At 69.0% G+C, this 26,108-nt stretch carries 36 protein-coding genes; 23 read left to right on the top strand and 13 right to left on the bottom strand.

Annotation, left to right across the window (positions count from 1 at the left end):
* Positions 1-29 precede the first annotated feature (29 nt).
* The 3 genes from KF796_14335 to KF796_14325 are packed head-to-tail and all read right to left on the bottom strand — an operon-like array spanning position 30 to position 1,758.
* Positions 30-716: a cupin domain-containing protein gene (locus tag KF796_14335; protein MBX3587811.1), complete on the bottom strand. Its 687-nt coding sequence runs from the start codon at positions 714-716 to the stop codon at positions 30-32.
* The gene (locus tag KF796_14330; protein MBX3587810.1) at positions 716-1,363 is read right to left on the bottom strand and encodes an SDR family NAD(P)-dependent oxidoreductase; all 648 of its coding nucleotides are present in this window, start codon (positions 1,361-1,363) and stop codon (positions 716-718) included. Before KF796_14330 ends, KF796_14335 begins: the two co-directional genes overlap by 1 nt.
* Complete coding sequence (locus KF796_14325) at positions 1,360-1,758, bottom strand: MAPEG family protein (GenBank protein ID MBX3587809.1); 399 nt, start codon at positions 1,756-1,758, stop codon at positions 1,360-1,362. The genes KF796_14330 and KF796_14325 overlap by 4 nt, the downstream gene beginning before the upstream one ends.
* Positions 1,759-1,942: 184 nt before the next feature.
* Between KF796_14325 and KF796_14320 the strand changes: the two genes are divergently transcribed.
* Positions 1,943-2,356, top strand: a complete 414-nt coding sequence (locus tag KF796_14320; protein ID MBX3587808.1) for a nuclear transport factor 2 family protein — start codon at positions 1,943-1,945, stop codon at positions 2,354-2,356.
* Between the two features lie 10 nt (positions 2,357-2,366).
* Here the strand turns inward: KF796_14320 and KF796_14315 are convergent, their stop codons facing one another.
* Positions 2,367-2,780, bottom strand: coding sequence for a MerR family transcriptional regulator (locus KF796_14315; protein MBX3587807.1), 414 nt, complete (start codon positions 2,778-2,780; stop codon positions 2,367-2,369).
* Positions 2,781-2,854: 74 nt separating this feature from the next.
* On the opposite strand from KF796_14315, the gene KF796_14310 reads away from it, so the two are divergent.
* The 3 genes from KF796_14310 (at position 2,855) to KF796_14300 (ending at position 4,704) form a co-directional block, all read left to right on the top strand.
* The gene (locus KF796_14310) at positions 2,855-3,220 is read left to right on the top strand and encodes a translation initiation factor Sui1 (GenBank protein MBX3587806.1); all 366 of its coding nucleotides are present in this window, start codon (positions 2,855-2,857) and stop codon (positions 3,218-3,220) included.
* A 77-nt stretch (positions 3,221-3,297) separates the two neighbouring features.
* The gene (locus KF796_14305) at positions 3,298-3,990 is read left to right on the top strand and encodes a glutathione S-transferase N-terminal domain-containing protein (GenBank protein ID MBX3587805.1); all 693 of its coding nucleotides are present in this window, start codon (positions 3,298-3,300) and stop codon (positions 3,988-3,990) included.
* 258 nt (positions 3,991-4,248) lie between these two features.
* Positions 4,249-4,704 carry a helix-turn-helix domain-containing protein gene (locus tag KF796_14300; GenBank protein MBX3587804.1) on the top strand — a complete coding sequence of 152 codons (456 nt, stop codon included), beginning with the start codon at positions 4,249-4,251 and terminating at the stop codon, positions 4,702-4,704.
* Between the two features lie 58 nt (positions 4,705-4,762).
* Here KF796_14300 and KF796_14295 read toward each other — a convergent pair whose 3' ends face one another.
* A complete protein-coding gene (locus tag KF796_14295) occupies positions 4,763-5,689 on the bottom strand; it encodes a LysR family transcriptional regulator (GenBank protein MBX3587803.1) in 927 nt (308 codons plus the stop codon).
* A gap of 99 nt (positions 5,690-5,788) precedes the next feature.
* On the opposite strand from KF796_14295, the gene KF796_14290 reads away from it, so the two are divergent.
* Entirely contained in the window at positions 5,789-6,955 is a 1,167-nt protein-coding gene (locus KF796_14290) for a mandelate racemase/muconate lactonizing enzyme family protein (protein ID MBX3587802.1), read from the top strand.
* A 12-nt stretch (positions 6,956-6,967) separates the two neighbouring features.
* On the opposite strand, the gene KF796_14285 is transcribed toward KF796_14290, so the two are convergent.
* Both KF796_14285 and KF796_14280 read right to left on the bottom strand, forming a co-directional pair.
* A complete protein-coding gene (locus tag KF796_14285) occupies positions 6,968-7,453 on the bottom strand; it encodes a hypothetical protein (protein MBX3587801.1) in 486 nt (161 codons plus the stop codon).
* Positions 7,454-7,497: 44 nt separating this feature from the next.
* The gene (locus KF796_14280; GenBank protein MBX3587800.1) at positions 7,498-8,343 is read right to left on the bottom strand and encodes an aldo/keto reductase; all 846 of its coding nucleotides are present in this window, start codon (positions 8,341-8,343) and stop codon (positions 7,498-7,500) included.
* 69 nt (positions 8,344-8,412) lie between these two features.
* Between KF796_14280 and KF796_14275 the strand changes: the two genes are divergently transcribed.
* The 9 genes from KF796_14275 (at position 8,413) to KF796_14235 (ending at position 16,151) form a co-directional block, all read left to right on the top strand.
* Complete coding sequence (locus KF796_14275) at positions 8,413-10,644, top strand: transglycosylase domain-containing protein (protein MBX3587799.1); 2,232 nt, start codon at positions 8,413-8,415, stop codon at positions 10,642-10,644.
* A 115-nt stretch (positions 10,645-10,759) separates the two neighbouring features.
* The gene (locus tag KF796_14270) at positions 10,760-11,320 is read left to right on the top strand and encodes a hypothetical protein (GenBank protein MBX3587798.1); all 561 of its coding nucleotides are present in this window, start codon (positions 10,760-10,762) and stop codon (positions 11,318-11,320) included.
* Between the two features lie 43 nt (positions 11,321-11,363).
* A complete protein-coding gene (locus KF796_14265) occupies positions 11,364-11,765 on the top strand; it encodes a hypothetical protein (protein MBX3587797.1) in 402 nt (133 codons plus the stop codon).
* Positions 11,766-11,861: 96 nt separating this feature from the next.
* Complete coding sequence (locus KF796_14260; protein MBX3587796.1) at positions 11,862-12,758, top strand: hypothetical protein; 897 nt, start codon at positions 11,862-11,864, stop codon at positions 12,756-12,758.
* A gap of 15 nt (positions 12,759-12,773) precedes the next feature.
* Positions 12,774-13,067: a hypothetical protein gene (locus KF796_14255; GenBank protein MBX3587795.1), complete on the top strand. Its 294-nt coding sequence runs from the start codon at positions 12,774-12,776 to the stop codon at positions 13,065-13,067.
* A gap of 16 nt (positions 13,068-13,083) precedes the next feature.
* Positions 13,084-13,683 (top strand): hypothetical protein, encoded by a 600-nt coding sequence (locus tag KF796_14250; GenBank protein MBX3587794.1) that lies wholly within the window; start codon positions 13,084-13,086, stop codon positions 13,681-13,683.
* Positions 13,684-13,779: 96 nt separating this feature from the next.
* On the top strand, positions 13,780-15,039 hold the full coding sequence (locus KF796_14245) for a sodium:proton antiporter (protein MBX3587793.1): 1,260 nt from the start codon (positions 13,780-13,782) through the stop codon (positions 15,037-15,039).
* Between the two features lie 25 nt (positions 15,040-15,064).
* On the top strand, positions 15,065-15,559 hold the full coding sequence (locus tag KF796_14240; protein MBX3587792.1) for an RDD family protein: 495 nt from the start codon (positions 15,065-15,067) through the stop codon (positions 15,557-15,559).
* Positions 15,560-15,641: 82 nt separating this feature from the next.
* Positions 15,642-16,151 (top strand): DUF2721 domain-containing protein, encoded by a 510-nt coding sequence (locus tag KF796_14235; GenBank protein MBX3587791.1) that lies wholly within the window; start codon positions 15,642-15,644, stop codon positions 16,149-16,151.
* On the opposite strand, the gene msrA is transcribed toward KF796_14235, so the two are convergent.
* The gene (gene msrA, locus KF796_14230; protein ID MBX3587790.1) at positions 16,066-16,761 is read right to left on the bottom strand and encodes a peptide-methionine (S)-S-oxide reductase MsrA; all 696 of its coding nucleotides are present in this window, start codon (positions 16,759-16,761) and stop codon (positions 16,066-16,068) included. The two genes, KF796_14235 and msrA, sit on opposite strands and share 86 nt — an antisense overlap.
* Before the next feature lie 187 nt (positions 16,762-16,948).
* Between msrA and KF796_14225 the strand changes: the two genes are divergently transcribed.
* Together KF796_14225 and KF796_14220 are read left to right on the top strand one after the other, a co-directional pair.
* The gene (locus KF796_14225) at positions 16,949-17,329 is read left to right on the top strand and encodes a glutaredoxin (GenBank protein MBX3587789.1); all 381 of its coding nucleotides are present in this window, start codon (positions 16,949-16,951) and stop codon (positions 17,327-17,329) included.
* Between the two features lie 93 nt (positions 17,330-17,422).
* Positions 17,423-17,761, top strand: coding sequence for a hypothetical protein (locus KF796_14220; protein ID MBX3587788.1), 339 nt, complete (start codon positions 17,423-17,425; stop codon positions 17,759-17,761).
* A gap of 6 nt (positions 17,762-17,767) precedes the next feature.
* Here KF796_14220 and KF796_14215 read toward each other — a convergent pair whose 3' ends face one another.
* Positions 17,768-19,051 (bottom strand): DEAD/DEAH box helicase, encoded by a 1,284-nt coding sequence (locus tag KF796_14215; GenBank protein MBX3587787.1) that lies wholly within the window; start codon positions 19,049-19,051, stop codon positions 17,768-17,770.
* A 1-nt stretch (position 19,052) separates the two neighbouring features.
* On the bottom strand, positions 19,053-19,280 hold the full coding sequence (locus KF796_14210; protein MBX3587786.1) for a hypothetical protein: 228 nt from the start codon (positions 19,278-19,280) through the stop codon (positions 19,053-19,055).
* A 123-nt stretch (positions 19,281-19,403) separates the two neighbouring features.
* Here KF796_14210 and KF796_14205 point away from each other — a divergent pair, with 123 nt between their 5' ends.
* From KF796_14205 to KF796_14190, 4 genes are all read left to right on the top strand, one after another.
* The gene (locus KF796_14205; protein ID MBX3587785.1) at positions 19,404-20,039 is read left to right on the top strand and encodes a phosphatase PAP2 family protein; all 636 of its coding nucleotides are present in this window, start codon (positions 19,404-19,406) and stop codon (positions 20,037-20,039) included.
* 41 nt (positions 20,040-20,080) lie between these two features.
* The gene (locus tag KF796_14200) at positions 20,081-20,644 is read left to right on the top strand and encodes an NYN domain-containing protein (GenBank protein MBX3587784.1); all 564 of its coding nucleotides are present in this window, start codon (positions 20,081-20,083) and stop codon (positions 20,642-20,644) included.
* 96 nt (positions 20,645-20,740) lie between these two features.
* Complete coding sequence (locus KF796_14195; protein MBX3587783.1) at positions 20,741-21,388, top strand: glutathione S-transferase; 648 nt, start codon at positions 20,741-20,743, stop codon at positions 21,386-21,388.
* Entirely contained in the window at positions 21,385-22,068 is a 684-nt protein-coding gene (locus KF796_14190) for an SDR family oxidoreductase (GenBank protein MBX3587782.1), read from the top strand. The genes KF796_14195 and KF796_14190 overlap by 4 nt, the downstream gene beginning before the upstream one ends.
* Positions 22,069-22,108: 40 nt before the next feature.
* Here KF796_14190 and KF796_14185 read toward each other — a convergent pair whose 3' ends face one another.
* A complete protein-coding gene (locus KF796_14185) occupies positions 22,109-22,549 on the bottom strand; it encodes a universal stress protein (GenBank protein ID MBX3587781.1) in 441 nt (146 codons plus the stop codon).
* Between the two features lie 136 nt (positions 22,550-22,685).
* On the opposite strand from KF796_14185, the gene trxC reads away from it, so the two are divergent.
* Positions 22,686-23,135 (top strand): thioredoxin TrxC, encoded by a 450-nt coding sequence (gene trxC / locus KF796_14180; GenBank protein MBX3587780.1) that lies wholly within the window; start codon positions 22,686-22,688, stop codon positions 23,133-23,135.
* Entirely contained in the window at positions 23,132-23,485 is a 354-nt protein-coding gene (locus KF796_14175; protein MBX3587779.1) for a DOPA 4,5-dioxygenase family protein, read from the top strand. Before trxC ends, KF796_14175 begins: the two co-directional genes overlap by 4 nt.
* A 5-nt stretch (positions 23,486-23,490) precedes the next feature.
* On the opposite strand, the gene KF796_14170 is transcribed toward KF796_14175, so the two are convergent.
* On the bottom strand, positions 23,491-24,096 hold the full coding sequence (locus tag KF796_14170) for a 3'-5' exonuclease domain-containing protein 2 (protein MBX3587778.1): 606 nt from the start codon (positions 24,094-24,096) through the stop codon (positions 23,491-23,493).
* Positions 24,096-25,340: a YbfB/YjiJ family MFS transporter gene (locus KF796_14165; protein MBX3587777.1), complete on the bottom strand. Its 1,245-nt coding sequence runs from the start codon at positions 25,338-25,340 to the stop codon at positions 24,096-24,098. The genes KF796_14170 and KF796_14165 overlap by 1 nt, the downstream gene beginning before the upstream one ends.
* A 92-nt stretch (positions 25,341-25,432) precedes the next feature.
* On the opposite strand from KF796_14165, the gene KF796_14160 reads away from it, so the two are divergent.
* Complete coding sequence (locus KF796_14160) at positions 25,433-26,062, top strand: FHA domain-containing protein (protein ID MBX3587776.1); 630 nt, start codon at positions 25,433-25,435, stop codon at positions 26,060-26,062.
* Positions 26,063-26,108 lie beyond the last annotated feature (46 nt).

Here is a 26,108-nt window from a genome sequence, read left to right as displayed (position 1 = left end):
GCTGCTCCCCACGCGGACGACTTGCCGCATCATGGCCCCGGCAGGTGGCCACGCTTGACCCACAGCAGGGCGCCGCCAGGGCTGGAGATGGCCGGATGCCAGTTGCCCGGATGGCGCAGCCAGCTCCAGCGCTGCAGCGTCTGCTCCCCGGCGCCCAGGGTGATGCTGCCATCGATCACCAGCAGCTCTTCGCCACCCGCTGCGTGCCGCGCGGGAATGGTACACCCCGCGGGCAGCCGCTCCAGGTGGACGGCTTCGCCCTCGCGCTGGTACAGCGGGGCCTTTGCAATGCTCGTGGCTGCGTGGTCGGTCGTCAGGTCCGTCCAGTGCTGCTGGTGGGGCAGCAGCACCACGCGCTGCCGGTCGGTGGCCTGCATCTGCCGCAGTTTCACGAAGATGATGCAACCGGTGTCGCTGAACGGCTCGTGGCTGGAGCCCGGCGGGTTGCGCACATAGCTGCCGCAGGGGTAGTCGCCATGTTCATCGCGGAACACGCCTTGCAGCACCAGGAACTCCTCACCGAGCGCATGCACATGCGGGGTGAACCGGCTGCCCGCCGCGTAGCGCACGATGCTGGTGGCCAGGGCCACCTCGCCACCCATTCGCTCCAGCAGGCGCCGCTGGACCTCGGGCTGGGGCGAAGCCTGCCAGGGCTGGCTGCCGGCGTGCACCAGGGCCATGGTTGCCCGGTCAGCGTTGATGAGGGAGGTGGGCATCAAAATTTCTCCGTCGCCGTGCGCAGGTCGACCTCGTGCGTCCACGTGGTGGCGGGCTGCTGCGCGAGCCAGCGGTAGTTGGCCGCCACGTCGCGCGGTGCCATGGCCTGGGCTTCGCTTGCGCCAAAGCGCTGCACGGAGGCCGCACCGCGCAACAGGCCGTCAATCACCACATGCGCCACGTGAATGCCCAGCGGCTGGAACTCGCGGGCCAGCGCCTGGGCCAGCCCGCGCAGGCCGAACTTGCCCGCCGCCATGGCAGCAAACCGCGCCGAGCCACGCAGCGATGCTGTGGCGCCGGTAAAGACCATGCGGCCCTGACCACGTTCGAGCATGCCCGGCAGCACGGCGCGTGCGCAGTTGGCGGCGCCCCCCGGGCCGGCTTGCCAGCAGGCCTCAAAGTCGCCGGGGCTGAGCTGCATGAATGGCGCCACGGTCAGGTGCCCTGCGTTGTAGAGCAACACGTCCACCGGCCCGTGCTGGCGCACGAGCGCGGCCACAGCCTGGCCAGTGGCTGCGGCGTCGGCCAGGTTGCAGTCGGTGCGGCGCAGGCCAGCGACTGCATAGCCGGCTTCGGCAAATTCCTGGACCAATGCCTCGCCAAGCACGCCGCCACTGCCCGCGATCAGTGCAAATGGCCGCGTCACAGCAGCCCCAGCACACGGCCGATGAGCGCCAGGGTGGCCAGCCAGCCCGCCGTCCAGGCCAGTGTGCGTGCGCCGGGAATGCCCAGCGTGTAGACGACGTAGTGCGCAATGCGCGCGAAGAAGTAAATGGCGCAGGCACTGGCGGTCAGCGCGTCGGCGCGCCCGGTCAATTGCACGGCCATCACGGCGGGCGCAAACACCACGAGGTTTTCAGTGGCGTTGGCATGCGCCTTTTGCGCCCGTTGGGCCCAGGCGGCCAGCGGCTTTTCGTCGGGCGACGGGTTGGCCAGGGTCCCCATGAGGCCGCGCACCGCCACGCGGTTGAGCACATAGGGCAGGCAGAACAGCGCGGTGGCTGCCAGGGTCAGGGTGAGCCAGTAGATTTCTCGGGACATGGTGGGTTTCTCCGTTGCGTGCCTCAACGTGGGCACGGACGGGACGATAGGCAGCCTGTGGCGGCGGGTCTGTAGCAATTGCTACACAGGTTCCCGGGGCGGAGCCGGGCGTGGTTGACTTCGAGTGCACTCGAGCTTTTCCAATGCGGGTCTTTTCTTCTTTCACATGCCAAGGACCCCGACGATGACAACCCCAACCCTGAACAACAAGCAGCTCATGCAGGCCGTTTTTGCCGAACTGGCCCAGGGCAATGGCCAGCCTTTCCTGGACGCCATGGCCGACGACTTCTGCTGGATCATGCCCGGCAGCAACGCCTGGTGCGGCACCTACCAGGGCAAGCAGGCGGTGCGCCAGCAGCTGTTTCGCCCGCTGTTTGCGCAGTTCGCCACGCCCTACACCAACACCGCAAGCCGCTTCATCGCCGAGGGCGACATGGTGGTGGTGGAGTGCCGCGGCAATGTGACCACGGTGAAGGGCAAGGCCTACAACAACACCTACTGCTATGTGTGCCGTTTTGCCGGCGGCCTGCTGCGCGAGCTGGTGGAGTACATGGACACGCAACTCGTTGAAGTCGCGCTGGAGCCGCCGGTGCGCTGAGCGTCCGGCCTCAAGCGGGCGCCGCGCGGGCGATCCAGCGGTCGTACATGGCGATCTTGCTGTCCACCAGGGTCAGGGCCTCGCGCAACTCGTCGCAGCGCTGCTGCACGCGCGCGCGGTGCTCCTGCAACAGCACGCGGCAGTCGGCCAGCGCGGGCTTGCCCTGGCGCACCAGCCGGGCGTAAGCCTGCATGTCGCGCACGCTCATGCCCGAGGCCCGCAGCCGGTCCAGCAGGCCCAGCCATTGCACATGCGACTGGCTGAACAACCGGCGCCCCGCGGCGTCGCGCGCGGCACCGGGCATCAGCCGCTGCGCCTCGTACCAGCGGATGGTGTGCACGCTGCGGCCCGACAGCCGCGCGAGTTCGCCAATGCGCAGGGTGGGCGTGGCATCGGATGAGAAGGGGGCGGCGGTTTCGCTCACGGGCATCTCCTGGCGTCGGCATCGGGGCGGCCGCCAATATAGCGCCGCCCGCCCGGGCTTGCCACAATGGCGGCATGAAAGGTCTTTCTTCTCTTGGCGCGCTGGTCTATTCCACCGACGCGGGCCGCATGTGTCCCGATTGCCGCCAGCCGGTGGCGCAATGCGTCTGCAAGCAGCTGGCCCGGGCCGTGCCCGCGGGCGACGGCGTGGTGCGCGTGCAGCGCGAAACCAGGGGGCGCGGCGGCAAGGCCGTCACGCTGGTGCGCGGCGTGGCGCTGGACGTCACCGCGCTTGCGGCGCTGGGCAAGCAGCTCAAGGCCGCCTGTGGCTCGGGTGGCACGGTCAAGGATGGCGTGATCGAGGTGCAGGGCGACCATGTGGATCGCGTGATGGCCCTGCTGCGCGAGCAGGGCCACACGGTCAAGCGCTCGGGCGGTTGAGGCCCATGGCGCGCGCGCCTGCAGGTTCGCGCGCCCGTCCCTAGAATGTTCCGCAGTTCATTCACCAGGAGCAGACCATGATCACGCTGTACTACCATCCGTCGCCCAACCCGCTCAAGGTGGCGCTGTACCTCGAAGAGGCCGGCCTGCCGTATGAACTGGTGGCCATCGACACGCGCAAGGGTGAGCAGCACTCGCCCGCGTTCCGCGCCATCAACCCCAATGGCAAGACGCCGGCACTGACCGATGGGGAGGTGAAGGTGTTCGACAGCAACGCCATCCTGCTGTACCTGGCCGAGAAGACGGGGAAGTTCCTGCCGCCCAACACACCGGCAGACCGCGCGGCGTTGCACTCGTGGCTGATGTTTGTGGCCACCGGCATTGGCCCTTACTGCGGCCAGGCGGTGCATTTCAAGCACTTTGCGCCCGAGCCCAAGGACTACGCGGTGAACCGCTACACCTTCGAGGCCGAGCGCCACTGGGACCTGGTCAATGACCAGCTGGCCGACAGGCCCTGGATGCTGGGTGACAGCTACACCCTGGTGGACATGGCGGTGTGGGGCTGGGCGCGCATGATCCCGCGCTATCTGGGCCCCGAGGGCTTTGCCACGCTGCCCCATGTGAAGCGTCATCTGGATGCCATCAATGCCCGGCCGGCCGCGCAGCGCGCCGAGGCACTGAAGGACAGATTCAGCTTTAAACAGGAAATCGACGACGACGCCCGCAAGCAGTTGTTTCCGCAAAATGAGCGTCTCGCAGCCGCGGGCTGAGGGCTGATTGCTACAGAATTTGTAGCTGAAAGTGGCCGCCGGCTCTGGACTCCAGGCCGGTTTGCCTGAAATTCTTCCTCGCGGGACTGTATCGCAGCGTGATGCCGGGGTGGTATCCAAATCCTTGTGCCATGTCCAGCTTTTACACATAGCCGCATACCTCCGTTAAGATGCAGCACAGGGCGAGCCCAACCACCAGCAGGACATCCGGCGCAGAAACCGGAGTCGCAGCGGTTATCCAAAGCAGAACAAGCATTCATGTCCAACATCGGAACGGTTCTTAAAAGCGAAATGTCTCGCGTGGCGCGCAAGGAATTGCGCGGCGAAACGCAGGCGCTCAAGAAATCCATCTCCCAGTACCGCACCCAGATCGCCGACCTCAAGCGCCGCATGCAGGCCCTGGAGCAGCAGATCAAGCGGGTGGGCAAGGTCGCAGGCAAGGCGGCCCCGGCCGCAGCCGCCGGCAAGGCCGACGGCGCCAGCAATCTGCGCTTCAGCGCCAAGGGCTTTGGCGCCCAGCGCAAGCGGCTGGGTTTGTCGGCTGCGGCGCTGGCCAAGATCCTTGGCGTGTCGCAACTGTCGGTCTACAAATGGGAAAGCGGCAAGGCCCGCCCGCGCGCCAAGCAGCTTGAAAGCATTGCCTCGCTGCGTGGCATGGGCAAGCGCGAGGCCGCGGCGCGGCTGAGCGCCGAAGAGCCCGCTGCCAGCGAATAAGCCTCAAGCGGCGCTGTCAGGCGCCGATCAGCCTCCCGGCAAGACGTTCAGATGGCGGTCAAAGGGCAGCCTGCGCGGCCCGCCAGAAGGCCTCGCCCGCGCTGTTCAGGCGCGCCGGGTCGCGGTACACGCAGATGTCCAGCGGCACCTGCCATGGCGTGCCACCCGCCGCTACCAGCCGCCCCGCGTCGATGTCTTCCTCCACCAGGCTGGCGGGCAGCCAGGCCACGCCCCGGCCTTGCAGGGCCATGGTCCTGAGCACCGAGGCCAGGTGCGCGGTGAACACGGTCTGTGCCCCCAGTTTCTCCAGCAGCGCGCCATGGACCGCATGGACGATGCGGCCAATGCCCGACTCCGCGCTGTAGCCCAGCAGGGGCACGCGCGTGGGGCCCTGGCCGGCCGTCAGGCGGTGCAGGGCTTGCAGCTGCCTTGATGGCGGGCCCTTGCCCGTTGCGGGTGCCGAGACCGGCAGCAGGCGGTCGGCGCCAATGGTCAGGCGCGGATAGCCCGCCGCGTCCAGCGCACCGGGTGCGCCGCCATGCGCATGGCACAGCGCAAACTGCACCTGCCCCTGCAGCAGCAGGGCCTCGCAGCGTTGCAGCACATCCGACATCAGCCGCACCGGCCCGACCGGCGTGTGCGCCTCCAGACCACGCAACCAGCCAGGCAAAAACGTGAAGCTCAGCGCATGCGTGGCCGCAAGCCGCAGCGTGGCCGAGCCCAGGTCGGCCACGGCGCGGGCCTCGTCCGGGATGCGGGCCACGCGCGCCAGCAGTTCTTCGGCCGTGGCGCGAAACCACAGGCCCGCCTCGGTCAGGCGGGCCGGCTGGCTGCTGCGGTCAAACAGTTCCACGCCCAGCCAGGCCTCCAGCGCGCGGATGCGGCGGCTGAAGGCCGGCTGCGTCATGTGGCGCTCGTCGGCCGCGCGCGAGAAGTTGCCGCTGGCGGCCAGCGCCATGAAGTCGTGAAGCCAGGTGAAATTCAAGGCCGGTGCTTTCAGGGCATGGAAGGCGAAAAAAAGGGCATTGGTCAGATGCGCAGTCCCAACCGATGATATCGACACCTGCCATCCACCGAGCCCCCCATGAAGATTCTTGAAGTCCGCGAAAAAACCTGCGCCATCAGCTCCCCCATCCGCAATGCCTACATCGACTTCAGCAAGATGACGCTGAGCCTGGTGGCCGTGGTGACCGACCAGGTGCGCAACGGCCGGCCCGTGATTGGCTATGGCTTCAACTCCAATGGCCGCTACGGCCAGGGCATGCTGATGCGCGAGCGCTTCATCCCGCGCATCCTGGAAGCCCCGCCCGCATCGCTGATGGACGAGGCCGGCACCAACCTGGACCCGCACAAAATCTGGGCCACGATGTTCACCAATGAAAAGCCCGGTGGCCATGGCGAGCGCTCGGTGGCCATCGGCACGATTGACATGGCCGTGTGGGATGCCGTGGCCAAGATCGCCGACAAGCCGCTGTTCCAGCTGCTGGCCGAGCGCCATGGCAACGGCCAGGTCAACCGCAAGGTGTTTGTCTATGCGGCCGGCGGCTACTACTACCCGGGCAAGGACGACAGCCAGCTCAAGGACGAGATGCGCAGCTACCTGGACCGCGGCTACTCGGTGGTGAAGATGAAGATTGGCGGCGCCTCGCTGGACGACGACCTGCGCCGCATCGACTCGGTGCTGAGCATCCTGCAGGACGGCCAGCGCCTGGCGGTGGACGCCAACGGCCGCTTTGACCTGGACACGGCCATCGCCTATGCCAAGGCGCTGTCACGCTACAACCTGTTCTGGTACGAGGAGGCGGGCGACCCGCTGGACTTTGAGCTGCAGGCCACGCTGCGCAACTACTACGCCAACCCCATGGCCACGGGGGAGAATCTTTTCTCCATGCAGGACGCGCGCAATCTGATCCGCCACGGCGGCATGCGCCCCGACCGCGACTGGCTGCAGTTTGACTGCGCGCTGAGCTATGGCCTGGTGGAGTACCTGCGCACGCTGGACATGCTCAAGCAGCACGGCTGGTCGCCCAGCCGCTGCATCCCGCACGGCGGGCACCAGATGTCGCTGAACATCGCGGCCGGTCTGGGCCTGGGTGGCAACGAGTCCTACCCCGACCTGTTCCAGCCCTATGGCGGCTTTCCGGATGGCGTGAAAGTGGACAACAGTTACGTGGTGTTGCCCGAACTGCCCGGCATCGGCTTTGAGGGCAAGGCCGACCTGATCCGCGAGATGCGGGCGCTCGCCGAATAGTCGCCGCGCCGCCTACGGCTTGCGCAGCTCGGCCTGCCAGGCCGCGTCGGCCTGCTGCTGGAAGGTTTTCCAGTCGCCCGTGAGCCAGCGCTTGCGGCCGTTTTCGCCGTAGAACAGGTAGAGCTTGTTGCCAAAAAACTCCCAGATGCTGCCGTCGGTGCGGACCAGGCCTTCGCCCGAGGCCAGCGCGTTGGCGCAAAAGCCGTTGTACCGGGGTGCATAGGCCGCCGGGTTGGCCGCAAACCTGTCGGCACTGGCCCGGGACGCAAAGTGCCAGTCGGCGCCCAGGTATTTCACCGTGAACTGCGCGCTGCCTTCGGCCACGCGGTGGGCCTGCCGGACCTCGGGCGTGTGGTACGAGACGGCATCCTTCCCGCCAATGGCGGTGTGGCCGAAGAAGCTGGTGCTGACGGGCTCGGCGGCCTGGGCCGCCAGGCCCGCGGCCAGGGTCACACAGGCGAAGAAAGCGCGAAGAGCAGAAAGGGCACGGATTGTCATGGCCTCATTGTCCTTTGGTTGGGTTCACTCACCTGTTGCCGCGCTCAGTCCACGCCGCAGTCGCGCAGCCGAGCGGCGGTCCAGAAAGCGGGCTCGGGCAGCGTGCCCATGCCAGCCTGCGCGTTGTCCTGCATGTGGCTGGCGCTGGAGGTGCCGGGAATGGCGCAGGTCACCGCCGGGTGCGACAGCACAAATTTGAGCATCAGCTGGTTCCAGCTGGTGCAGCCGATCTCGCCGGCCCAGCCGGGCAGCGGCTGCGCGCGCAGGCGTTGCAAGGCCTTGCCGCCGCCCAGCGGCAGGTTGACCAGCACCGCCACCCCCCGGTCGGCCGCCAGCGGCAGCAGGCGCCGGGCAGCGGCGCGGTTGGTCATGGCGTAGTTGAGCTGCACAAAGTCCAGCGGTTCAGCGCGCAGCACGGCCTCAAGCTCGTCGTGGGCCGAGTCGGTGTAGTGCGTGATGCCGATGTAGCGCACGCGGCGCTGGGCCTTCCAGCCGCGCAGCGTGAGCAGCTGGGTGCGCCAGTCCACGAGGTTGTGGATTTGCATCAGGTCGATCGGGTCGGTGCCCAGCAGCGCCAGCGAGCGCTCCATCTGCGCGATGCCGGCGCGCTGCCCGGTGGTCCAGACCTTGGTGGCCACGAAAGCGCGGCCGCGATCGCCGCTGGCGGCCAGCAGTTCGCCCACCACCTGCTCGGACGAGCCGTACATGGGTGAGCTGTCCACCACGCTGCCGCCGCTGTCAAACAGCGCCGCCAGCACGCCGGCGCGGCTGGCCCGCAGCTCGGGCTGGCCCGCAATGTCAAAGCCGCGCCAGGTACCACAGCCAATGACGGGGAGCGGGGCGCCGGAGGAGGGGATGGGGCGGGTCAGCATCGGGCGACGATAAACCATGGGGCCCGGGCCGCGCAAATGCCCGTGTCCTACAGCCGGGGGCGCGGGTCTTGGCGTACATTGCGCAGGATGAAATTGTTCCTGGACCGAGCCGCCGCCTGGCTCCTCCCGCGTTTGCAGCTGCTCTGGGGGTGGCTGCGGCGCCACCCGCTGCGTGCCCTGCTGGCGCTGCCGGCCCTGCTGGGGGTCTATGTGCTGGTGCTGCTGCTGTTCACGCCCGGCATTGGCGACATCCGCAAGGCCAAGGCCGAGCAGCCCGCGGTGCTGATGTCGACCGACGGCAAGGTGCTGGCCGAGTTCCGCCGCGCCAACCGGCAATGGGTCAAGCTGGCCGATATTTCGCCGGCCGTGGTGGCGGCGCTGATCTCGACCGAGGACCACCGCTTCTACGAGCACCATGGCATTGACTTCCGGCGCACCGGCGCGGCCGTGCTGCTCACGCTGACCGGTGACCGCCAGGGCGGCTCCACCATCACCCAGCAGCTCGCGCGCAACCTGTACCCCGACGACATCGGCCGCGCGGTGAGCATCACGCGCAAGATCAAGGAAGCCATCACCGCGCTCAAGATCGAGGCCGTGTACAGCAAGGACGAGATCCTCGAGACCTACCTGAACACCGTGCCCTTTCTGTACAACGCCTACGGCATCGAGATGGCAGCCCACACCTATTTCGACAAGCCCGCCGGCAAGCTCGATGTGCTGGAGTCGGCCACGCTGGTGGGCATGCTCAAGGGCACGAGCTACTACAACCCCGTGACCAACCCCGAGCGCGCCCGGCAGCGTCGCAACGTGGTGCTGGCACAGATGGTCAAGCATGACAAGCTGGACGCGGCGCGGCTGCCCGCGCTGCAAAAGCGCCCGCTCAAGGTGGACTTCGAGCGCCAGGGCGAGCCGCTGGGCGAGGCGCCCCACCTGGCGCGCCAGCTGCGCCGCTGGCTGATCGACTGGGCCGACCGCAATGGCTACGACATCCACGCCGACGGGCTGGTGGTGCGCACCACCATCGACTCGCGCCTGCAGGCGCTGGCCAACCAGGCCGTGGCGCGCCAGATGGACGCGCTGCAAAAGCAGGCCGACGCGCGCTGGAGCCCGCGCGGCGGCTTTGCGCCCAGCCAGCCGCTGGTGCAGGACCTGGTGCGCGAGTCGGCGCCTTACCGTTCGGCGCGGGCCTCGGGGCTGACCGACACCCAGGCCCTCAAGCCGCTGCTCGCCGATGCCCAGTTCATGAAAAGCCTGCGCGAGGACAAGGCCCGCCTGGCCGCGGGCTTCATGGCGCTGGACCCGCACAGCGGCCAGGTGCGCGCCTGGGTGGGCAGCCGCGACTTCGTGCGCGACCAGTTTGACCATGTGCAGCAGGCGCGGCGCCAGCCAGGCTCCACCTTCAAGCCCTTCGTCTATGGCGCGGCGTTCGAGCAGGGCATCAGCCCGCTGGAGGTGCTGATGGACGAGCCGGTGGACATCGACATCGGCGGCGGCCAGTTCTGGCGGCCCACCGATGGCGGCGAGCCCAGCTACATGCCCATGACCCTGCGTGACGGCCTGGCGTATTCCAAGAACGTGATCACCGCGCAGCTCATGCAGCGCGTGGGCCCGCAGCGCGTGGCCGCGCTGGCCCGTGCCATGGGCGTGCGCAGCAGCAAGCTCGACGAGGTGTATTCGCTCGCGCTGGGCACCAGCCCGGTCACGCTCAAGGAGATGGTCACGGCCTACGGCACGCTGGCCAATGGCGGCAACTACCTCGAGCCGGTGCTGGTGCTGCGGGTCGAGAACCGCAGCGGCAAGGTGCTGGAGACCTTCGCGCCGCCGGTGGCCGAAACCGCGCTGCCGCAAGCCAGTGACGACACCCTGCTGGACACCCTGCGCGGCGTGATCGACCGCGGCACGGGCACGGCGATCCGCTCGCGCTTTGGCATCCAGGGCGATGTGGCCGGCAAGACCGGCACCACGCAGGACAACACCGACGGCTGGTTCATGCTGATGCACCCGCAGCTGGTGGCGGGCGCGTGGGTGGGCTTCAACGACAGCCGCCTGACCATGGCCAACAGCTGGGGGCAGGGCGCGCGCAGCGCGTTGCCCATCGTGGGGGACTTCTTCCAGGCGTCGTTCAAGGCCCGCGTGCTCGACCCCAAGGCCACGTTCGCCGCGGCCCGGCTGGTGCTGCCGGCCGAATCCACCGAGCCGCTGTCGCCGCTGGTGCCGGCCGAGGTCAAGGCGCCCGAGCCGCCCGCGGGCTGGTCCCGCGGTTTTGGCGGTTCGGTGCCGGCCGAGGCCTGGGGCGGCGGGGCGCCGCCATCGCGTTAGGGCTGGCGCGGGCTTGACAGCGGCCGGCGCTGCGAAGACAGTCTGGGCCTCGGTGCGTCAAAAACAGCAGGCCCGCCACCGGTGACATGCAGCAGGGCCTCAAGGAGGATGAGGTATGACGGCGATCTTTCAGGTCTTCGAAGCCAACGCCACGGGCGCCTGGCTGTTGCTGGCCTACCTGGCGGCGGGCGTGGCGGTGGTGCAGTGGCTGGCCTGGGTTTTCGGGCTGGGCCGCTTCAAGAGTTCGCTGCAGGCGCCGCGCCAGGCCCCCACCCAGAACCTGCGCTACCTCGTGACCGAGGCGCTCACCAAGATCATCAATGACTTCCGCCACCTGCTGGCGCTGCTGATCGTGCTGATCTTCGGCCTGGCGCTGGCCTACGCGCTGTACCAGGCCTCGGGCAGCATTGACGAGATCAAGGAAGCGCTGCAGGCCGTGGCCGCCACGCTGGGTGGCCTGGTGGGCTCGATCATCGGCTACTACTTTGGCGAGTCCAAGGCCATCAACGATGCCGCGGCCTCGGCGGCGCAGCCCCCGGTCGCACCGCCGGCGGCGGTGGTCGCGCCGCCGGTCGAGCCGGACCTGCCCGATGACGGCATCCGCGCGGTGGCCCGTCCGCCCGACGAGGCCAGCGCGCTGGTCGACGGGCCGCCAGCGCCCGCACCGGCTGGTTAACATTGGCCTTCTGTCCATGACCTGTGCCACTTGAGGTTCCCGTTTGCAAAGCTCCGCCCCGATCTCCAACTTCACGGTCCTTGACTCGGCCGTTGACCCGGCGCTGGTCTACCCGGCCGGCGCGAAGCGGCCCGTGCACTACCGCTCCGACGGCAAGCGCGACCACTACAAGGTCTGGATTTACCTGGCCGGCGGCCGCGTGCCCTTTGTTGAATCGGTGACCTACCGCCTGCACCCGAGTTTTGGCGAGCCGGTCCACCGCGTGGCACGCACGCCGGCCAACCCCAACTGCAGCCTGATGATCTGGACCTGGGGGGTGTTCGAGGTTCACGCCACCATCCGGGAAAAATCCGGCCAGGTGACCGAGCAGACCCACCTGCTCAGCTACGACCGCGAGTTCAAGCAGCCCGGCATCGTCTTCGTGCGCGACGAGTCGTCGGCCTGAGGTCCGGCCGCCTCCCCAATTTAGGGGATGCGCGGCGCCATCTTCCCCCGTACATTGCGGCCATCGCGCCCGCCGGGGCGGGGAGGGGGAGGGAAGATGCAAATCGTCAAACGATGGATGGTCTGGGCCTTGCTGGGCGCGGCCGCACTGCTCACGGGCTGCTCCAGCCTGCGCCATGGCGGCTCGCCCGACCCGGCGTACAGCGTCGAGGCCGACATGACCGCGCTGCGCGCCTCGTTGAGCACCACGGCCTCGGTCACGTCCTACTACGCGGGCACGCCCACCATGGCGCGGCGCAACGCCTTTGTCGATGCGCGCGTGGCCATGGCCAATCTGGCCTACATCCAGTTCATCAGCGACCTGACCGCCGACAAGCAGCAGATCGACACCGCCTCGGAGATGCTGGTGCTGGGCCTGAACCTGCTGGGCACCACGGCCCTGGGCGCGCGGGCCAAGACCAACCTCGCGGCCATGGCGGCGGGCGTTTCGGGCTCGCGGGCCGTGGTGGACAAGAACTATTTTTACGAAAAGACCACCTCGGCCCTGGTGGCCACCATGAACGCGCAGCGCAAGGAGGTGCTGCTGCAGATCCTGGAGGGCGTGAAGAAGCCGCTGGAAGACTACAGCTTCACGCAGGCGGTGGCCGACACCCATGCCTACTACGCCGCCGGCACGCTCAACGCGGCCGTGGCGGCCGTGCATGCGAGTGCCTCGGCGCGCGAGGCCCGCGCCGATCAGGCGCTGACATCGCTGGGCGAGGCGCCCGCGCTGACCGATGCCCAGATCGACGACCGCGCCGCGGTGACCAACGCCGTTCTTGCCGCCATCAAGAGCGGCGACCTCGCGCAGAACCAGAAGCTGCTCAAGCTGCTGGGGCTGGAGGGTCTGCCACAGGGCACGGTCGAGCAGGCCAGGGCCTCGCTGGGCGACAACTTCAGGCGCGTGCTGCGCGCCCGGCCCGATCTGGCCAAGGAAATCAGAAGCAAGCTGTGACCCAGGAGGCCTTTCATGTCCACATACCACATGACCGTCAGCGGCAGCAACACGCTGGCCAAGATCCAGAACGCCCTGCGCGGCGAGGAGGCGCTGGCCAGCGAGTTCCAGCGCAGCCAGCTCACCGCGGTCGATGGCACCATCACCAACCTGGTGACCTTTGAAGAGGCTGGCGCCATTCCGGCGGCGCTCAAGCTGCAGGCGGGTGGCACGGCGGCACCGGCGGGCGGCACCCTGGTCTGGTCGGGCGTGATGCTGGTCAGTGGCTCCAATGCCATGGTCGATGTGTACCGGATGGCGGCCCCCTGAGCACGAGGCCGGCACCATGTATTTCGACCACCAGGCCTTCGCGGCCCGCTACGAGTCCGCCATCGCGCCGCTCACGGCCTCGCAGTACCAGGGGCTGGACGCGCTGCTGGCCAGCGTCCAGCTCGACCCCGACATCACCGACCTGCGCTGGGTGGCCTACATGCTGGCCACGGTCAAGCATGAATGCGCCAACACCTTCCACCCGGTGACCGAGTACGGCGCCGACTCGTACTTCGCCAAATATGAACGGCCCACTGCGCTCAGCGTGCGGCTGGGCAACACCCAGACGGGCGACGGCCTGCGCTTCAAGGGACGCGGCTACGTGCAGATCACGGGCCGCGCCAATTACACCCGCCTGAGCGCCGCGCTGGGCCTGGGCACGGCCTTTGTGACCCAGCCCGCGCTGGTGCTGGAGCCGCTCAACGCCTACCGCATCATGTCGCTGGGCATGCGCGCGGGCATGTTCACGGGCCGCAAGCTGGCCGGCTACATCAACGCCACCACCTGCGACTACCTGGGCGCGCGGCGCATCATCAACGGGCAGGACAAGGCCCAGGAGATCGCCGCCGTGGCCGTGACGCTGCAGTCCGCGCTCGAGGCCTCCCTGCTCGACTGAGGCCGCCGCCGGCTTTGGCCGCCGGCGCCCTTGCCCCGCGCGTCATGCAGGTGCGTTACCCTTGGCGTCCGAGCCACCCGAGACTGCCCGCGCCCCATGCTTGACATTGTTGCCACCTGCCTGGTTGTCACCGCCGTCCTGGCCTACCTGAACCACCGCTTCGTGGGCCTGCCCACCACCATCGGGGTCATGGCCGCGGCGCTGCTGATGTCGCTGGCCCTGATCGGGCTGGATCTGGCGGGCATTGATTTCGGGCTGCGCCAGTACGAAGAGTCGCTGCTGCGCTCCATCGATTTTTCCGACGTGCTGATGCAGGGCATGCTGTCGCTCCTGCTGTTCGCCGGCGCGCTGCATGTGGATTTGAGCGAGCTGCGCGCCTGGCGCTGGCAGGTGGGCACGCTTGCCGTGCTGGCCACCACGGTCTCCACGCTGGTGGTGGGGCTGGGCACCTGGCTGCTGCTGCCCCTGACCGGGTTGCAGCTGCCGCTGATCTACTGCCTGCTGTTCGGCGCGCTGATTTCACCCACCGACCCGATCGCGGTGATGGGCATCCTCAAGACCGCGGGTGCGCCGCGCGACCTGGAGCTGGTGATCGCCGGCGAATCGCTGTTCAACGACGGCGTGGGCGTCGTCATCTTCTCGCTGCTGCTGGGCATGCTGGCCACGGGCGAGACACCCACCTGGGGCCACGGCGCGCAGCTGCTGGCGCACGAGGCCGGTGGCGGCCTGCTGTACGGGCTGGTGCTGGGCTACATCACCTTCCGGCTGCTGCGCAGCGTGGACAACTACCAGGTCGAGGTGCTGATCACGCTGGCCGCCGTGATGGGCGGTTACGCGCTGGCCACCCGGCTGCATGTGTCGGGTCCGCTGGCCATGGTGGTGGCCGGGCTGATGATCGGCAACCACGGCCGGGCGCTGGCCATGTCCGACACCACGCGCCGCTACATCGACATGTTCTGGGAGCTGCTGGACGAAATCCTCAACGCCGTGCTGTTCGTGCTGATCGGCATGGAGGTGCTGGTAGTGGCGTTCTCGGCCAGCGTGCTGGCCGCGGCCGGCCTGGCCCTGGTCATCACGCTGCTGGCGCGCGGGCTCACCGTGGGCCTGCCGGTCACGCTGCTGAAGAAGTTCTTTCACCTGCCCAAGGGCGCGGCGCGGGTGCTGACCTGGGGCGGCCTGCGCGGCGGCATCTCGGTGGCGCTGGCATTGTCGCTGCCGGCCGGGCCGGCGCGCGACCTGATCGTGGCACTGACCTACTGCATCGTGGTGTTCTCCATCCTGGGCCAGGGCCTGACCATTGGCGGCGTGGTGCGGCGGGCCGTGGGCGGCGGGGCCGCGGCGCGGGCCGGCCACTGATCATCAGACACCGAAGGCCCACACCATGCAGGATTCCCACCTCGAATACGTCGGCTTCTGGCCCCGGCTGGGCGCGTCGCTGATCGACATCGTCCTGCAGTTGCTGGTGACGCTGCCGCTGACCTGGCTGATCTACGGCCGGCTGTCGTCGCCCACGGGCGTGGGTTTCCAGGGCACGGCCGACCTGCTGATCAACCTGGTGCTGCCGGCGGTGCTGGTGATCGGCTTCTGGGTCTACCTGGGGGCCACGCCCGGCAAGATGGCGATTTCGGCGCGCATCGTCGACGCCGACACCGGCGCGCCGCTGACCCCCACGCAATCGTGCATCCGCTATGTGGGCTACATCGTGTCGTTCCTGGCGCTGGGCCTGGGCTATCTGTGGATCGCGTTTGACCGGCGCAAGCAGGGCTGGCACGACAAGATGGCCAATTCGGTGGTGGTGCGGCCCGTGGGCAAGGAGCCCGTGGTGTTTCAGCCGCCAGCCAGAGGCCCGGGCGCCGGTTCAGGCCCAATTCGATGACAAAAGTGCCTGAAGTCCAGACGGGGCGGCCACTGTGCGCTATTGAAAATGTAGCAAAATCCGGACTTTGATCCGCTTGACCATGGCTTTTCCGCTCGACTCCGACACCATCACCCACGGCATCCAGCTGGCCGTCGCGCCCGTGTTCCTGCTCACCGCGGTGTCGGGCATGATCGGCGCGGTCGCCGGACGGCTGGCCCGCATCATCGACCGCGCGCGCCTGGTGGAAGACCGGGCCCGCGCCGCCGCCGACCCCGGGCAGCTGGCGCGCGCCGCCGTGGAGCTGGGCGAACTGCGACTGCGCGGCCGGCTGGCCAACGGCTGCATCGCGCTGCTGACCACCTGCGCCTTCCTGATCGGGCTGACCATCATCCTGCTGTTTCTGGGCGAGACCACGGCCTTCCAGAGCAGCCGCTGGGCCATCGGCGGCTTCCTCTCGGGCGTGGCGTGTTTCCTGTTGGCGCTGCTGTGCTTCCTGACCGAAACCGTGATCGCCACGCGGCTGCTCAACTTCCCGCTGCTGGACCAGCCCGGGCCACCAGCACCGGCGTCTCGCGGTACAGCGCCGGAAACGCCTGCTTCAGGTGATTGATCTTGGGCCGGTCGAAGGTGGCGATGTAGGGCACCGAGGGGAAGTTGGTCGCGTAGTCCTGGTGGTGCGCTTCGGCCGGGTAGAAGCCCTTGAGCGCCGCCAGTTCCGTGGCAATGCCGCTGCCAAACACCCTGGCCTGGTCCAGCTGGGCGATGTAGCGCTGGGCGACTTCCAGCTGGCGCGCATCGCCGTAGAAAATGGCCGAGCGGTACTGGCTGCCGATGTCGGGGCCCTGGCGGTCGCGCTGCGTCGGGTCATGCGCGACCGAGAAATACACCTGCAGCAACTGCCCCAGTGACACCTGTCTGGGGTCGTAGGTGATCTGCACCGCCTCGGCGTGGCCGCTGCGCCCGCTGCTGACCTCCTCGTAATTGGCGCTGGCCTGCGTGCCACCGGCGTAACCCGACACCGCATTGAGCACGCCGCGCGTGTGCTGGAACACGGCCTGCACGCCCCAGAAGCAGCCACCGGCCAGCACCAGGGTCTGGGGGCTTGTGCTTTCGCTGGCGGCGATGTCCAGGGCCGGCGGGGGCAGCAGCACGGCGGGCTCGGGCCCCGAGCGCACGCCCCGCACGGCCAGCACGGCAATGGCCAGCACCACCAGCGCCATTAGCCATTTCTCCAGGCGCGGGGTGCGCGGCCGGTCGGCGGGGGAGGGGGTGGGGGTGGTGGGGTCTGCTGGGTCAGGCATCGCCAAAGTATCGGCCCGATGCGATGGCCCTGCAACGGGGTCGGTCGCCGCCGGCCCCGCGCCGGGCCTGTGCTACCGTGAGCGCTCCCGAGCCTGAGGAGCCCCCATGCCACGCCCGATTCTTGACGAAGCCCAGATCCACCCCGCCATCCGCAGCAAGATCGCGGGCCACCAGCAGGCCATCGTGCAGGAGGTGATGGACGCCGTGGGCAGCACCGACGTGGTGGTGGTGGGCATGGGCATCAACCCGTTTCCGCGCCAGGCCCGCAAGGCGCTGGACGACGCCGGCGTGCCTTACCGCTATCTGGAATATGGCAACTACCTGAACACCTGGCGCGAGCGCAACGCCCTGAAGATGTGGACTGGCTGGCCGACCTTTCCCATGGTGTTCGTCAAGGGCACCCTGGTGGGCGGCGCGACCGACCTCAAGGCGCTGATCGCCAGCGGCGAACTGCAGCGCCTGCTGGGCGGCCCGACGGGTTCCTAGAGCCCCCACGCTCCCCCGCTTCGCGTGGGTCGCTGCCCCCGGGGGGCTTTCGCGCCTTGGGGCGGCGCAGGGATCGGCGCGGTACCATCGCCCATGAGAAAAACTTTCCCGCTTCGCCCCGAGGGCAAGAACCCTGACCGCGTCCTGGACGCCGTCAAGCACGAGATCCGCAAATACCTCAAGCGCGAGCGCCGTCGCGCCTTGCCCGAAGGCATGGACTATTGGGACTTTGACTGCCGGTTTGGCGCCACGGCGGACGATGCCGTTCCCGCGCACCTGGCCACGCTCATTGGCCTGCTCGATGGCGCGGCGCGTGAAGGCGCCGCCACGGCCTACGTTGAAATCCTGGCCCGCGCGGCGAAGCGCAAGGCCCGTGCGCCCGGCGAAGCTGCTGCTGAAGGCGCGGCTGGCGATCTCACCACGCAGGACTGAGCGAACTCAGCCGCCCTGGTCCTTACCTGCCGCTGCCGCTGCGGCCGCCGCGCGCAGCTTGTCCTTCTTGCTCGGGCGCTTGCCCTTGATGCCGCCATTGCCGGGCGCGGCCGGGTGGGTCGTCTCGCCTGCCGCTTCGGTCACGGGCAGCTCAGCCGGCTCAAAACCCGGCACCTGTTCACGCGGCAGGCTCAGGCCCTGGCGTTTTTCGATCAACCGGAAGTGGGCCTCGGTGCCGGCGCTGACAAAGCTGACCGCCAGGCCGGTCTCGCCCGCGCGGCCCGTGCGGCCGATGCGGTGCACATAGTCCACGGCCGAGCGGGGCAGGTCGTAGTTGACCACCACCGGCAGTTGCGCGATGTCGATGCCGCGGGCCGCGAGGTCGGTGGTCACCACCACCTCCCAGCGCTCGGCCTTGAACTCGTCCAGCACCTGCTTTCGCGCGCCCTGGCTCAGGTCGCCATGAAAGGCGGTGGCATAAACGCCGGCCTTGTAGAGTTTTTCCGCAACGATGTTGGCCGCGTGCTTGGTGGCCACGAACACCAGCGCGCGCTGCCAGCCCTGCTGCTTGACCAGGTGCCGCAGCAGCTGGGTGCGGCGGCTCGCGTCCACCGCAATGGCTTGCTGGGCGATGGCCGGCTCATGGCCGGGCCCGGCCGCCACTTCCACGCGCACCGGTTCACGCAGCAGCGCGCTTGCCAGCGCCTGGACCGCGGGCGGAAAGGTGGCAGAAAAGAACAGGTTCTGGCGCCGCGCGGGCAGCAGGGCCAGCACCCGCCCCAGTTCGTCGGCAAAGCCGAGGTCCAGCAAGCGGTCGGCCTCGTCCAGCACCAGCAGGCCCACGCTGCCCAGCCTGAGTGCGTTGTGGTCCACCAGATCGAGCAGGCGGCCCGGCGTGGCCACCACTACCTCGGCGCCGCCGCGCAGGCCCATCATCTGCGGGTTGATGGACACGCCGCCGAACAGCACGGCCACCTTGGGCCGGTGCGCCAGATGAACGGCCAGGCTGCGCACGACTTCGCCCACCTGGGCCGCCAGCTCGCGCGTGGGCACCAGCACCAGCGCGGCCGTGCGGCGGGGCTGCTGGGGCGGCGTCTGCTGCAGCCATTGCAGCAGGGGCAGCGCAAAGGCCGCCGTCTTGCCCGAGCCGGTCTGGGCCTGGCCCTGCAGGTCGGCGCCGCGCAGGATGGCCGGGATGGCCTGGGCCTGGATGGGGGTGGGGGTGTGCAGGCCCAGGTCGGCCGCCGCGCGCGCGAGGGCGGGCTGCAGGCCCAGCGATTCAAAACTCATGTCAGGGGGACCGGTGCAGGCGCGGAGCCGACAGCAGCGCCAGGTTGTCTTCAATGGCCGCGTCCACGTCGCGCCAGCGGCCGCCCAGCTTCGCGGCGGCCATGGCCGCGTGCAGCGCCTGGAGGTCCTTGACGCTGGGGGCGACCTTGATCTGCGCGATGGCGGCCGCGGCGTTGCCGCCCTGGATGAGCGCCAGCACCTTGCCGGCCCATACGTTCGGTCGCGCCATGGCGTCGCCTGTGTGTTGTGGAGAGTGCCCGACTGTACCAAGCCTGCACCAAGCCTCTACCAAGCCTGTACCCGGCCGCGGCGCGATAAGGCTCTCTTAAGCCCGGCGGGCGAGGCTCGGGCGATGACTTTCACCCCTTCACGCACGCTGGCCCGCGGCCTGCTGGCCCTCGCGCTGGGCAGCACGGGCGGCCTGGCGCTGGCCGGCGGGCCGCTGGGCCTGGACCACCGGCTGAACCGCGACGACAGCGGCATCTGGTCGCCGGGCAAGCAGAACACGCTCAAGTACGGATCGGCACTGGTGGTGCTGGGCGGCGCCCTCTGGGAGGGCAGCGACACCCGGCTGGGGCGCACTTTTTTCAAGGCCACTGACGCCATGGTCATGGCCGATGCCGTGGCCCTGCTGGGCAAGTCCACGCTGCGCCGCCAGCGCCCCCGGGACGGGAACGACCCCAATGCCTGGGGCGGTTCCCCGGGCGGGCACAGCTTCCCCAGTGGCGAGGTGACCCACATCACGGCCATCGTCACGCCGTTCATTGCCGAGTACCACGACGACCACCCGGCCGTCTGGGCCCTGGCGGCGCTGCCGCTGTACAGCGGCGTGGCGCGGCTCAAGAACCAGGCGCACTGGCAGACCGATGTGCTGGCTGGCATGGCGCTGGGGGTGGCCACGGGCCTGTACGCCCAGGGCCGCGACGAGGCCTGGAGCGTGAAGCTGCTGCCGCATGGCTTCAGCGTGGGGCTGAGCCGGCGCTTCTGAGCGGTGGCGGGCGCCGGGTCAAGTAGCATCCGGGCTATCCCATGACCACCAACACCTCGCCACCCCTGCCGGACCGCCCCGCGGTTGCCCTGTACTGGGACTTCGAGAACCTGCACGCCAGCCTGTGCGAGGCGCGCCAGGAAGGCGCCTACAAGCAGCCCGACAACCGTTTCCGCGTGCAGGAGCCGCTGGTGGACGTGGCGGCCGTGGTGGCCCTGGCCCTGGGCTATGGCCCGCTGGCCATTCACCGCGCGTATTGCAACTGGCAGTACTTTGGCCGCTACCGCGAGGTGCTGCTGCAGCACGCGATCGACCTCGTTCAGATGTTTCCGCCGGGTGGCACCGCCAAGAATGGCGCTGATATCCGCCTGTGCCTCGATGCCATGGAAGACACTGGCCGGCAGGCCCACATCGGCACGGTGGTGGTGGTGGGCGGTGACAGCGACTTCATGCCGCTCGCGCAGAAGATGCGGGCCGCGGGCCGCCGCCTGGTGGGCGTGGGCACGCGCCAGGCCACCAACGTCCACTGGGCGGGGAGCTGCCACGCCTTTCACTATTACGACGACCTGCCCGCGTCGGCGCCGGGCGCGCCGCGCGGCCCGTGAAGCGGCCCACAGCCTGACCCTGGGGAACGCTGTCCCCCGCGTGGCTGCGCCGGCGCGGACGGCCCCCTAAACTGCACGGGTTCACAGGAGACATCGATGACCCTTACCCTCTGCGGCTCGCCCATTTCCAACTACTACAACAAGGTCAAGCTGGCCCTGCTCGAGAAGGGCCTGCCTTTCACCGAAGAGAAGGTGGAGACCTACCGCACCGACGAAGAGGTGCTGCGCGACTCGCCGCTGGCCAAGATCCCATTCCTGCGCACCCCGCACGGCGGGCTGTGCGAAAGCCAGGCCATGCTCGAATACGTGGAGGCCCTGCAGCCCGCGCCGGCCCTGCTGCCGGCCGACCCGTTCGCCGCCGCCAAGGTGCGTGAGCTCACGATCTTCATAGACCTGCACCTCGAGCTGGTCGCGCGCGAGTTGTACCCGCAGGCCTTCTTTGGCGGCTCGATCAGCGATGGCAGCAAGGCCCGCGTGCACAAGCAGCTGCAGAAGAACATCGCGGCGTTCAAGCGGCTGGCGCGCTTTGCCCCCTATGTGGCCGGCGACAGCCTGAGCCAGGCCGACTGCTCGGCCTTCGCCCATCTGCCGCTGGTGGGCATGGCCACCAAGGCCGTGTATGGCGAAGACCTGCTGCTGGCCGCGGGGGTGGACTACAAGCCCTATATCAAGCTCGTGGGCGAGCGCGCCTCGGCCCAGAAGGTGGTGGCCGACCGCAAGGCCGCGACCGTCAAGCCCGCATGAGCCAGCCCCTGCTGGCCGGCCTTCGGGTGCTGGTGACCCAGGCCGATGCCTTCATGGGCGCCACCCTGTGCGACACGCTGGCGGCCGAGGGCGCCGAGGTGATCGCCGACCTGCGGCCGCTGGCCGACCCGGCGTTGCCCGAGGAGCTGGTGCGGCAGGCCGGGCGCGTGGACGTGCTGATTGCCAACCTCGCGGTGCCGGCGCCCTCGACCCGGGCGACCGAGGTGGGCGATGACGAATGGCGGCACACCTTTGCCCATCTGGTGGACCCGTTGCCGCGGCTGGCGCGCGCGGTGCTGCCGCAGATGATCGGGCGCCGCTCGGGCAAGATCCTCGTGATGGGCAGCGCCTCGGCCCTGCGCGGCATGAAACGCACCTCGACCTACAGCGCCGCGCGCGGCGCGCAACTGGCCTGGACCCAGGCCGTGGGCGTGGAGATGGCACCGCACCAGGTGCAGGTCAATGCCATTGCGCAGAACTTTGTGGACAACCCCACCTACTTCCCGGCCGAGGTCCAGGCCAACCCGGCCTTCCAGGAGCGCCTGCGGCGCGAGGTGCCGCTGGGCCGGCTGGTGGCGCCCGAGGAAGACGCGCGCTTTGCGGCCTACCTGTGCAGCGCGGCCGCCAACTGCTTTGTGGGCCAGGTGTTCCCGGTCTGCGGCGGCTGGGTCGGGCGCTAACAGGGCGCTAACAGGGAAGGGAGCTGGGCCGGCGCGTCGCTCAGCGCGCGATCAGCACCGGCACTGGCGACTCCGCCACCACCCGGGCGGCCACGCTGCCCAGCATCAGCCGCGCGATGCCGGTGCGGCCATGGGAGCCCACCACCACAAGGTCGGCCTTTTGCTCGCTGGCGGTCTGCACGATGCCGGCCGCGGCGCCCACGTCCTGGGCCACGCGCACCTCGAGCTTGACTGGCGGGTTGCTCTTTTCACAGCGCGCGGCGATGGCTGCATGGGCCTGCGAGGCGTGTTCCATCGCGGCTGCGGTGTAAGCCTGGAACCCGACCGGGTTGGCTTCGCCAATGCCCAGGTAAGGGTAGGGGTCAATCACGTACAGGGCGGTCAGCCGCGCGCCGTGCACGCTGGCCAGTTCCACCGCCAGCCCCGCAGCGTGCTCGGATGCCGGCGAGCCATCGGTGGCCAGAAGAATGTGCTTGAACATGGTGTTACCTCCTGAGAATGTCAGGCCCCATGATGCGCCCGATCGCCGGCGCTGTGGTTGATGTGTATCAAGCCGGTCCCGCTGCGCGGCAGCGCCCCCGCTTGCAAAACCGCCTCGTGGCCTCAAGATGCAGGTCATGAGTGAATCGCTGCACATCATCTGCCCGCACTGCCACACCACCAACCGGGTCCGCGCCGACCAGCTGGGCGCCGCGCCCGACTGTGGCCAGTGCAAGAAGCCGCTGTTTGACGGCCACCCGGTGGCGCTCAACGAGGCGGCATTCGAGCGCCACCTCACGCGCAGCCAGATCCCCTTGCTGGTGGACTTCTGGGCGCCCTGGTGCGGACCCTGCCGCATGATGGCGCCGGCCTACGAGCAGGCGGCGGCCCAGCTGGAGCCGCGGGTGCGGGTGGCCAAGGTCAACACCGAAGAGGCCACGGCGCTGGGGGCCCGCTTCAGCATCCGCAGCATTCCCACGCTGGCGCTGTTCTCGGGCGGGCGCGAAGTTGCACGCCAGGCCGGTGCCATGGGGCAGACCGACATCGTGCGCTGGGTGCGGGCGCATTTGCCACAATCTGCGCCATGAGCAACCTGAACCCCGCCCTGATCGCCAGCTGGCACGCCCATGTGTACTTTGACGCCGCCTCGCGCGATGCCGCCTGGACCCTGCGCGAAGTCATCCAGGCCGAGCTCGGTGAGCGCATCCAGATGGGGCGCTTTCACGAAAAGCCCGTGGGCCCGCACCCCATGTGGAGCTATCAGCTGGCGTTTGAGGCCGCCCAGTTTGCGCCGGTGGCGGGCTGGCTCGCGCTGAACCACGGGGCGCTGGACGTGTTCCTGCACCCCAACACCGGCGACGAGCTGCGCGACCACCGCGACTGCGCGCTGTGGCTGGGCCATTCGCACACGCTCGACCTGAAGGCCGTGGGCGGCTGAGCCGCTCAGGCTGGCGCCGGCCGGCCCAGGCCCAGCGCGTCGTACACGCGCAGCGCTGCATAGGCGTCGTTGGCGGCGTAGACCAGTTGCGCCTCGGTCAGCCGGGGGTTGGCCCAGTTGGAGGTGCCGGCCTTCTTGGACTTGATGAAGCGCTGGTTGAACAGCACGGCCACCGCGCCCTTCACGCCCATGTCCTTGCGCCAGCCGTCCTGGCGAAACACGGTGTTGAGGTCCAGCACGTCCACGGCCGCCACGCCGAGCTTGCCGAGAATGCGCTTGTTGTCATCGCCCAGCCCGAAGCCGGCCTTGACGATGCCCGGGGTGGCGAGCAGCGCGGCCACCACGCGGCGGCAGGGCAGGTCATGCAGCTGGAACACCCAGGCCCGCTCGCGCGTGGCCAGTTGCACCACATGCGGGCCCTCGGACACCTCGTCCTTGCGGAAGGTGGGCTTGGACTCGGTGTCGAAACCCCAGGCGCTGGCGCGCAGCAGTTCGGCGCGGGCCTGCTCGGCCTGGGCCTCGGTGCTGGCGAGCCGGATCTGCGCCAGGCCCAGCCGGTCGAAAGCGGGTAGCAGGGCGATGTCCTCGCGGGACGGCACGGTACGTTGCATCAACGCATGGTACCGGCTGCCCCGCCGGTCACGGGATACAGCCGCGTCATGGCGCCGAACAGCAGGGCCCCGGCCACCAGCGTCGCCGCCGCGATCTCCAGCGACAGCGTGAAGCCCTGGCCCGGCGAGGCACTGCGCGCCAGCAGCGCGGCGGCCAGCGGTGGCCCGACGATCTGGCCCACGCCGTACATGGCGGTCAAAAGGCCCATGAGGCTGGAAGGCGCCTCGGGCCGCAGGCGCCGCACTTCCTGCATGGCAAAGAAGGTGATGGCCGTGAACGGCAGGCCCAGCAGCAGGCTGCCCAGCGCGAAGCCGGCCAGGCTGGGGCTCCACACGCCCACCGCGATGCCCAGCGCCTGGACCAGGTAGCAGCCCACCAGCATCCACCGCAGGTCGCCGCTGCGCCGGATGCGCGAGGCGATGACCGCGCCCGCCACCACGCCGGCGCCAAAGATCGGCCAGAACAGGTCGAGCCAGGGCGAGCCGGGCAGGGCCTGGCGCGCGATCACGGGCAGGAAGGTGGCGGTGATGATGTAGCCGAAGCCCGCCAGGCCATAGGCCAGCGTGAGCAGGGCAATTTCAGCGCCGTCACGCCGGGGCCCGGTGCTGCCGGTGCCGGCGGCGGCGGGGGGCGCGGCGGGAAGGTCCCGGTCGGGCCGGAACACCGGCCAGATCACGGCGGTGAGCGCGGCCGCCAGCGCGCCGAAGATCAGCCAGCCGGTGGCCGCCGAACCGCCCAGCGCCACCATGCCGCTGGCGGCCAGGCCGCTGAGCACGATGCCGCCGCCCGGGCCGGTGTAGATCATGGCGCCCATGGCCGGCAGGCCCAGGCGCGAAAGCTGGCCCAGGCACCAGCCCGAGGTGTAGACGAATACCAGCGCGCTGGCCACGCCGGCCGCAAAGCGCAGCAGCGGCCACGCGGGCGCCCAGGGTGAGGCCATGCCCAGCGTGAGCAGCGTGGTGGCGGCCAGGCCGGCGCGCACCATGGCTGGCCCGTTGACGGCGGGCAGCGGGCCGAGCCGGCGCCACAGCCAGGGCTGGAAGGTGCACAACAGCGCGCCCACGAGGTAGCCCAGGTAATTGGCGCTGGCCAGCCAGCTGGCCGCGGGCAGGGTGATGACGCCATCGGCCAGCATCATGGGCAGCAGCGGGGTGAAGGCAAAGCGGCCGATGCCCATGGCCACGGCCAGTGACAGCAGGCCGGCCACGGCGATGCGCCAGGGGCTCAGGGAAGAGGTGTTCATGGGAGCCCGGATTCTGTCAGCGCCCGCGTGTCCTTGCCGGGCACGGGTCATCGGGCTACCATGGCCTGAAGTCACCACAGCCGGGAAATCCCATGCCACAGCTCATTGCATCGGTGGAAGGCGTCGAGATCAAGCACGTCTACCTGACCAAGGACCGCACCACGCTCGGCCGCCGTCCGGGCAACGACATCGTGCTGGACAACCTGGCGGTCAGCGGCGAGCACTGTGCCTTTGAACTGCATGGCCTGGCCGACGTGAGCGTCCAGGACCTGCACAGCACCAACGGCACCTTCGTCAACAACCGCAAGGTGGTGGGCCCCCACAAGCTGGCCGATGGTGACGTGATTGCCATCGGCAAATTCCGCATCCTGTACCTCACGGCATCGGAGCAGCCGAGCAACTTCTCGGCGACGTCCGCGATGAAGCTCGACCCGGCGGGCGGGCCCGGCGACGGCGTCAAGCATGCCAGCCTGCAGGTGCTGTCGGGCTCGTCGGCCGGCATCGAGGTGCCGGTGGTCAAGGCCGTGACCACCTTCGGCAAGCCCGGGGTCTCGGTGGTGGCGATCTCGCACCGGCGCAATGGCTACTATGTGGCCCACATGGATGGCGACTCCCGGCCCCTGCTCAACGATGTGCCCATCGGTGCCGACCCGGTGCTGCTGTCCAACCATGACGTGCTGGAGCTGGCTGGCACCAAACTGCTGTTTCTCTGGAAGGAATGACCCGGATTTGGGTCAAATAGCGCTGTAGTCCATGCCACGCGGGCAT

Source organism: Ramlibacter sp., from assembly GCA_019635435.1.
Classification (GTDB): domain Bacteria; phylum Pseudomonadota; class Gammaproteobacteria; order Burkholderiales; family Burkholderiaceae_C; genus JAHBZM01.
Note: the sequence above shows the minus strand (reverse complement) of the source record. Positions and strands in the feature narration are given on the sequence as shown.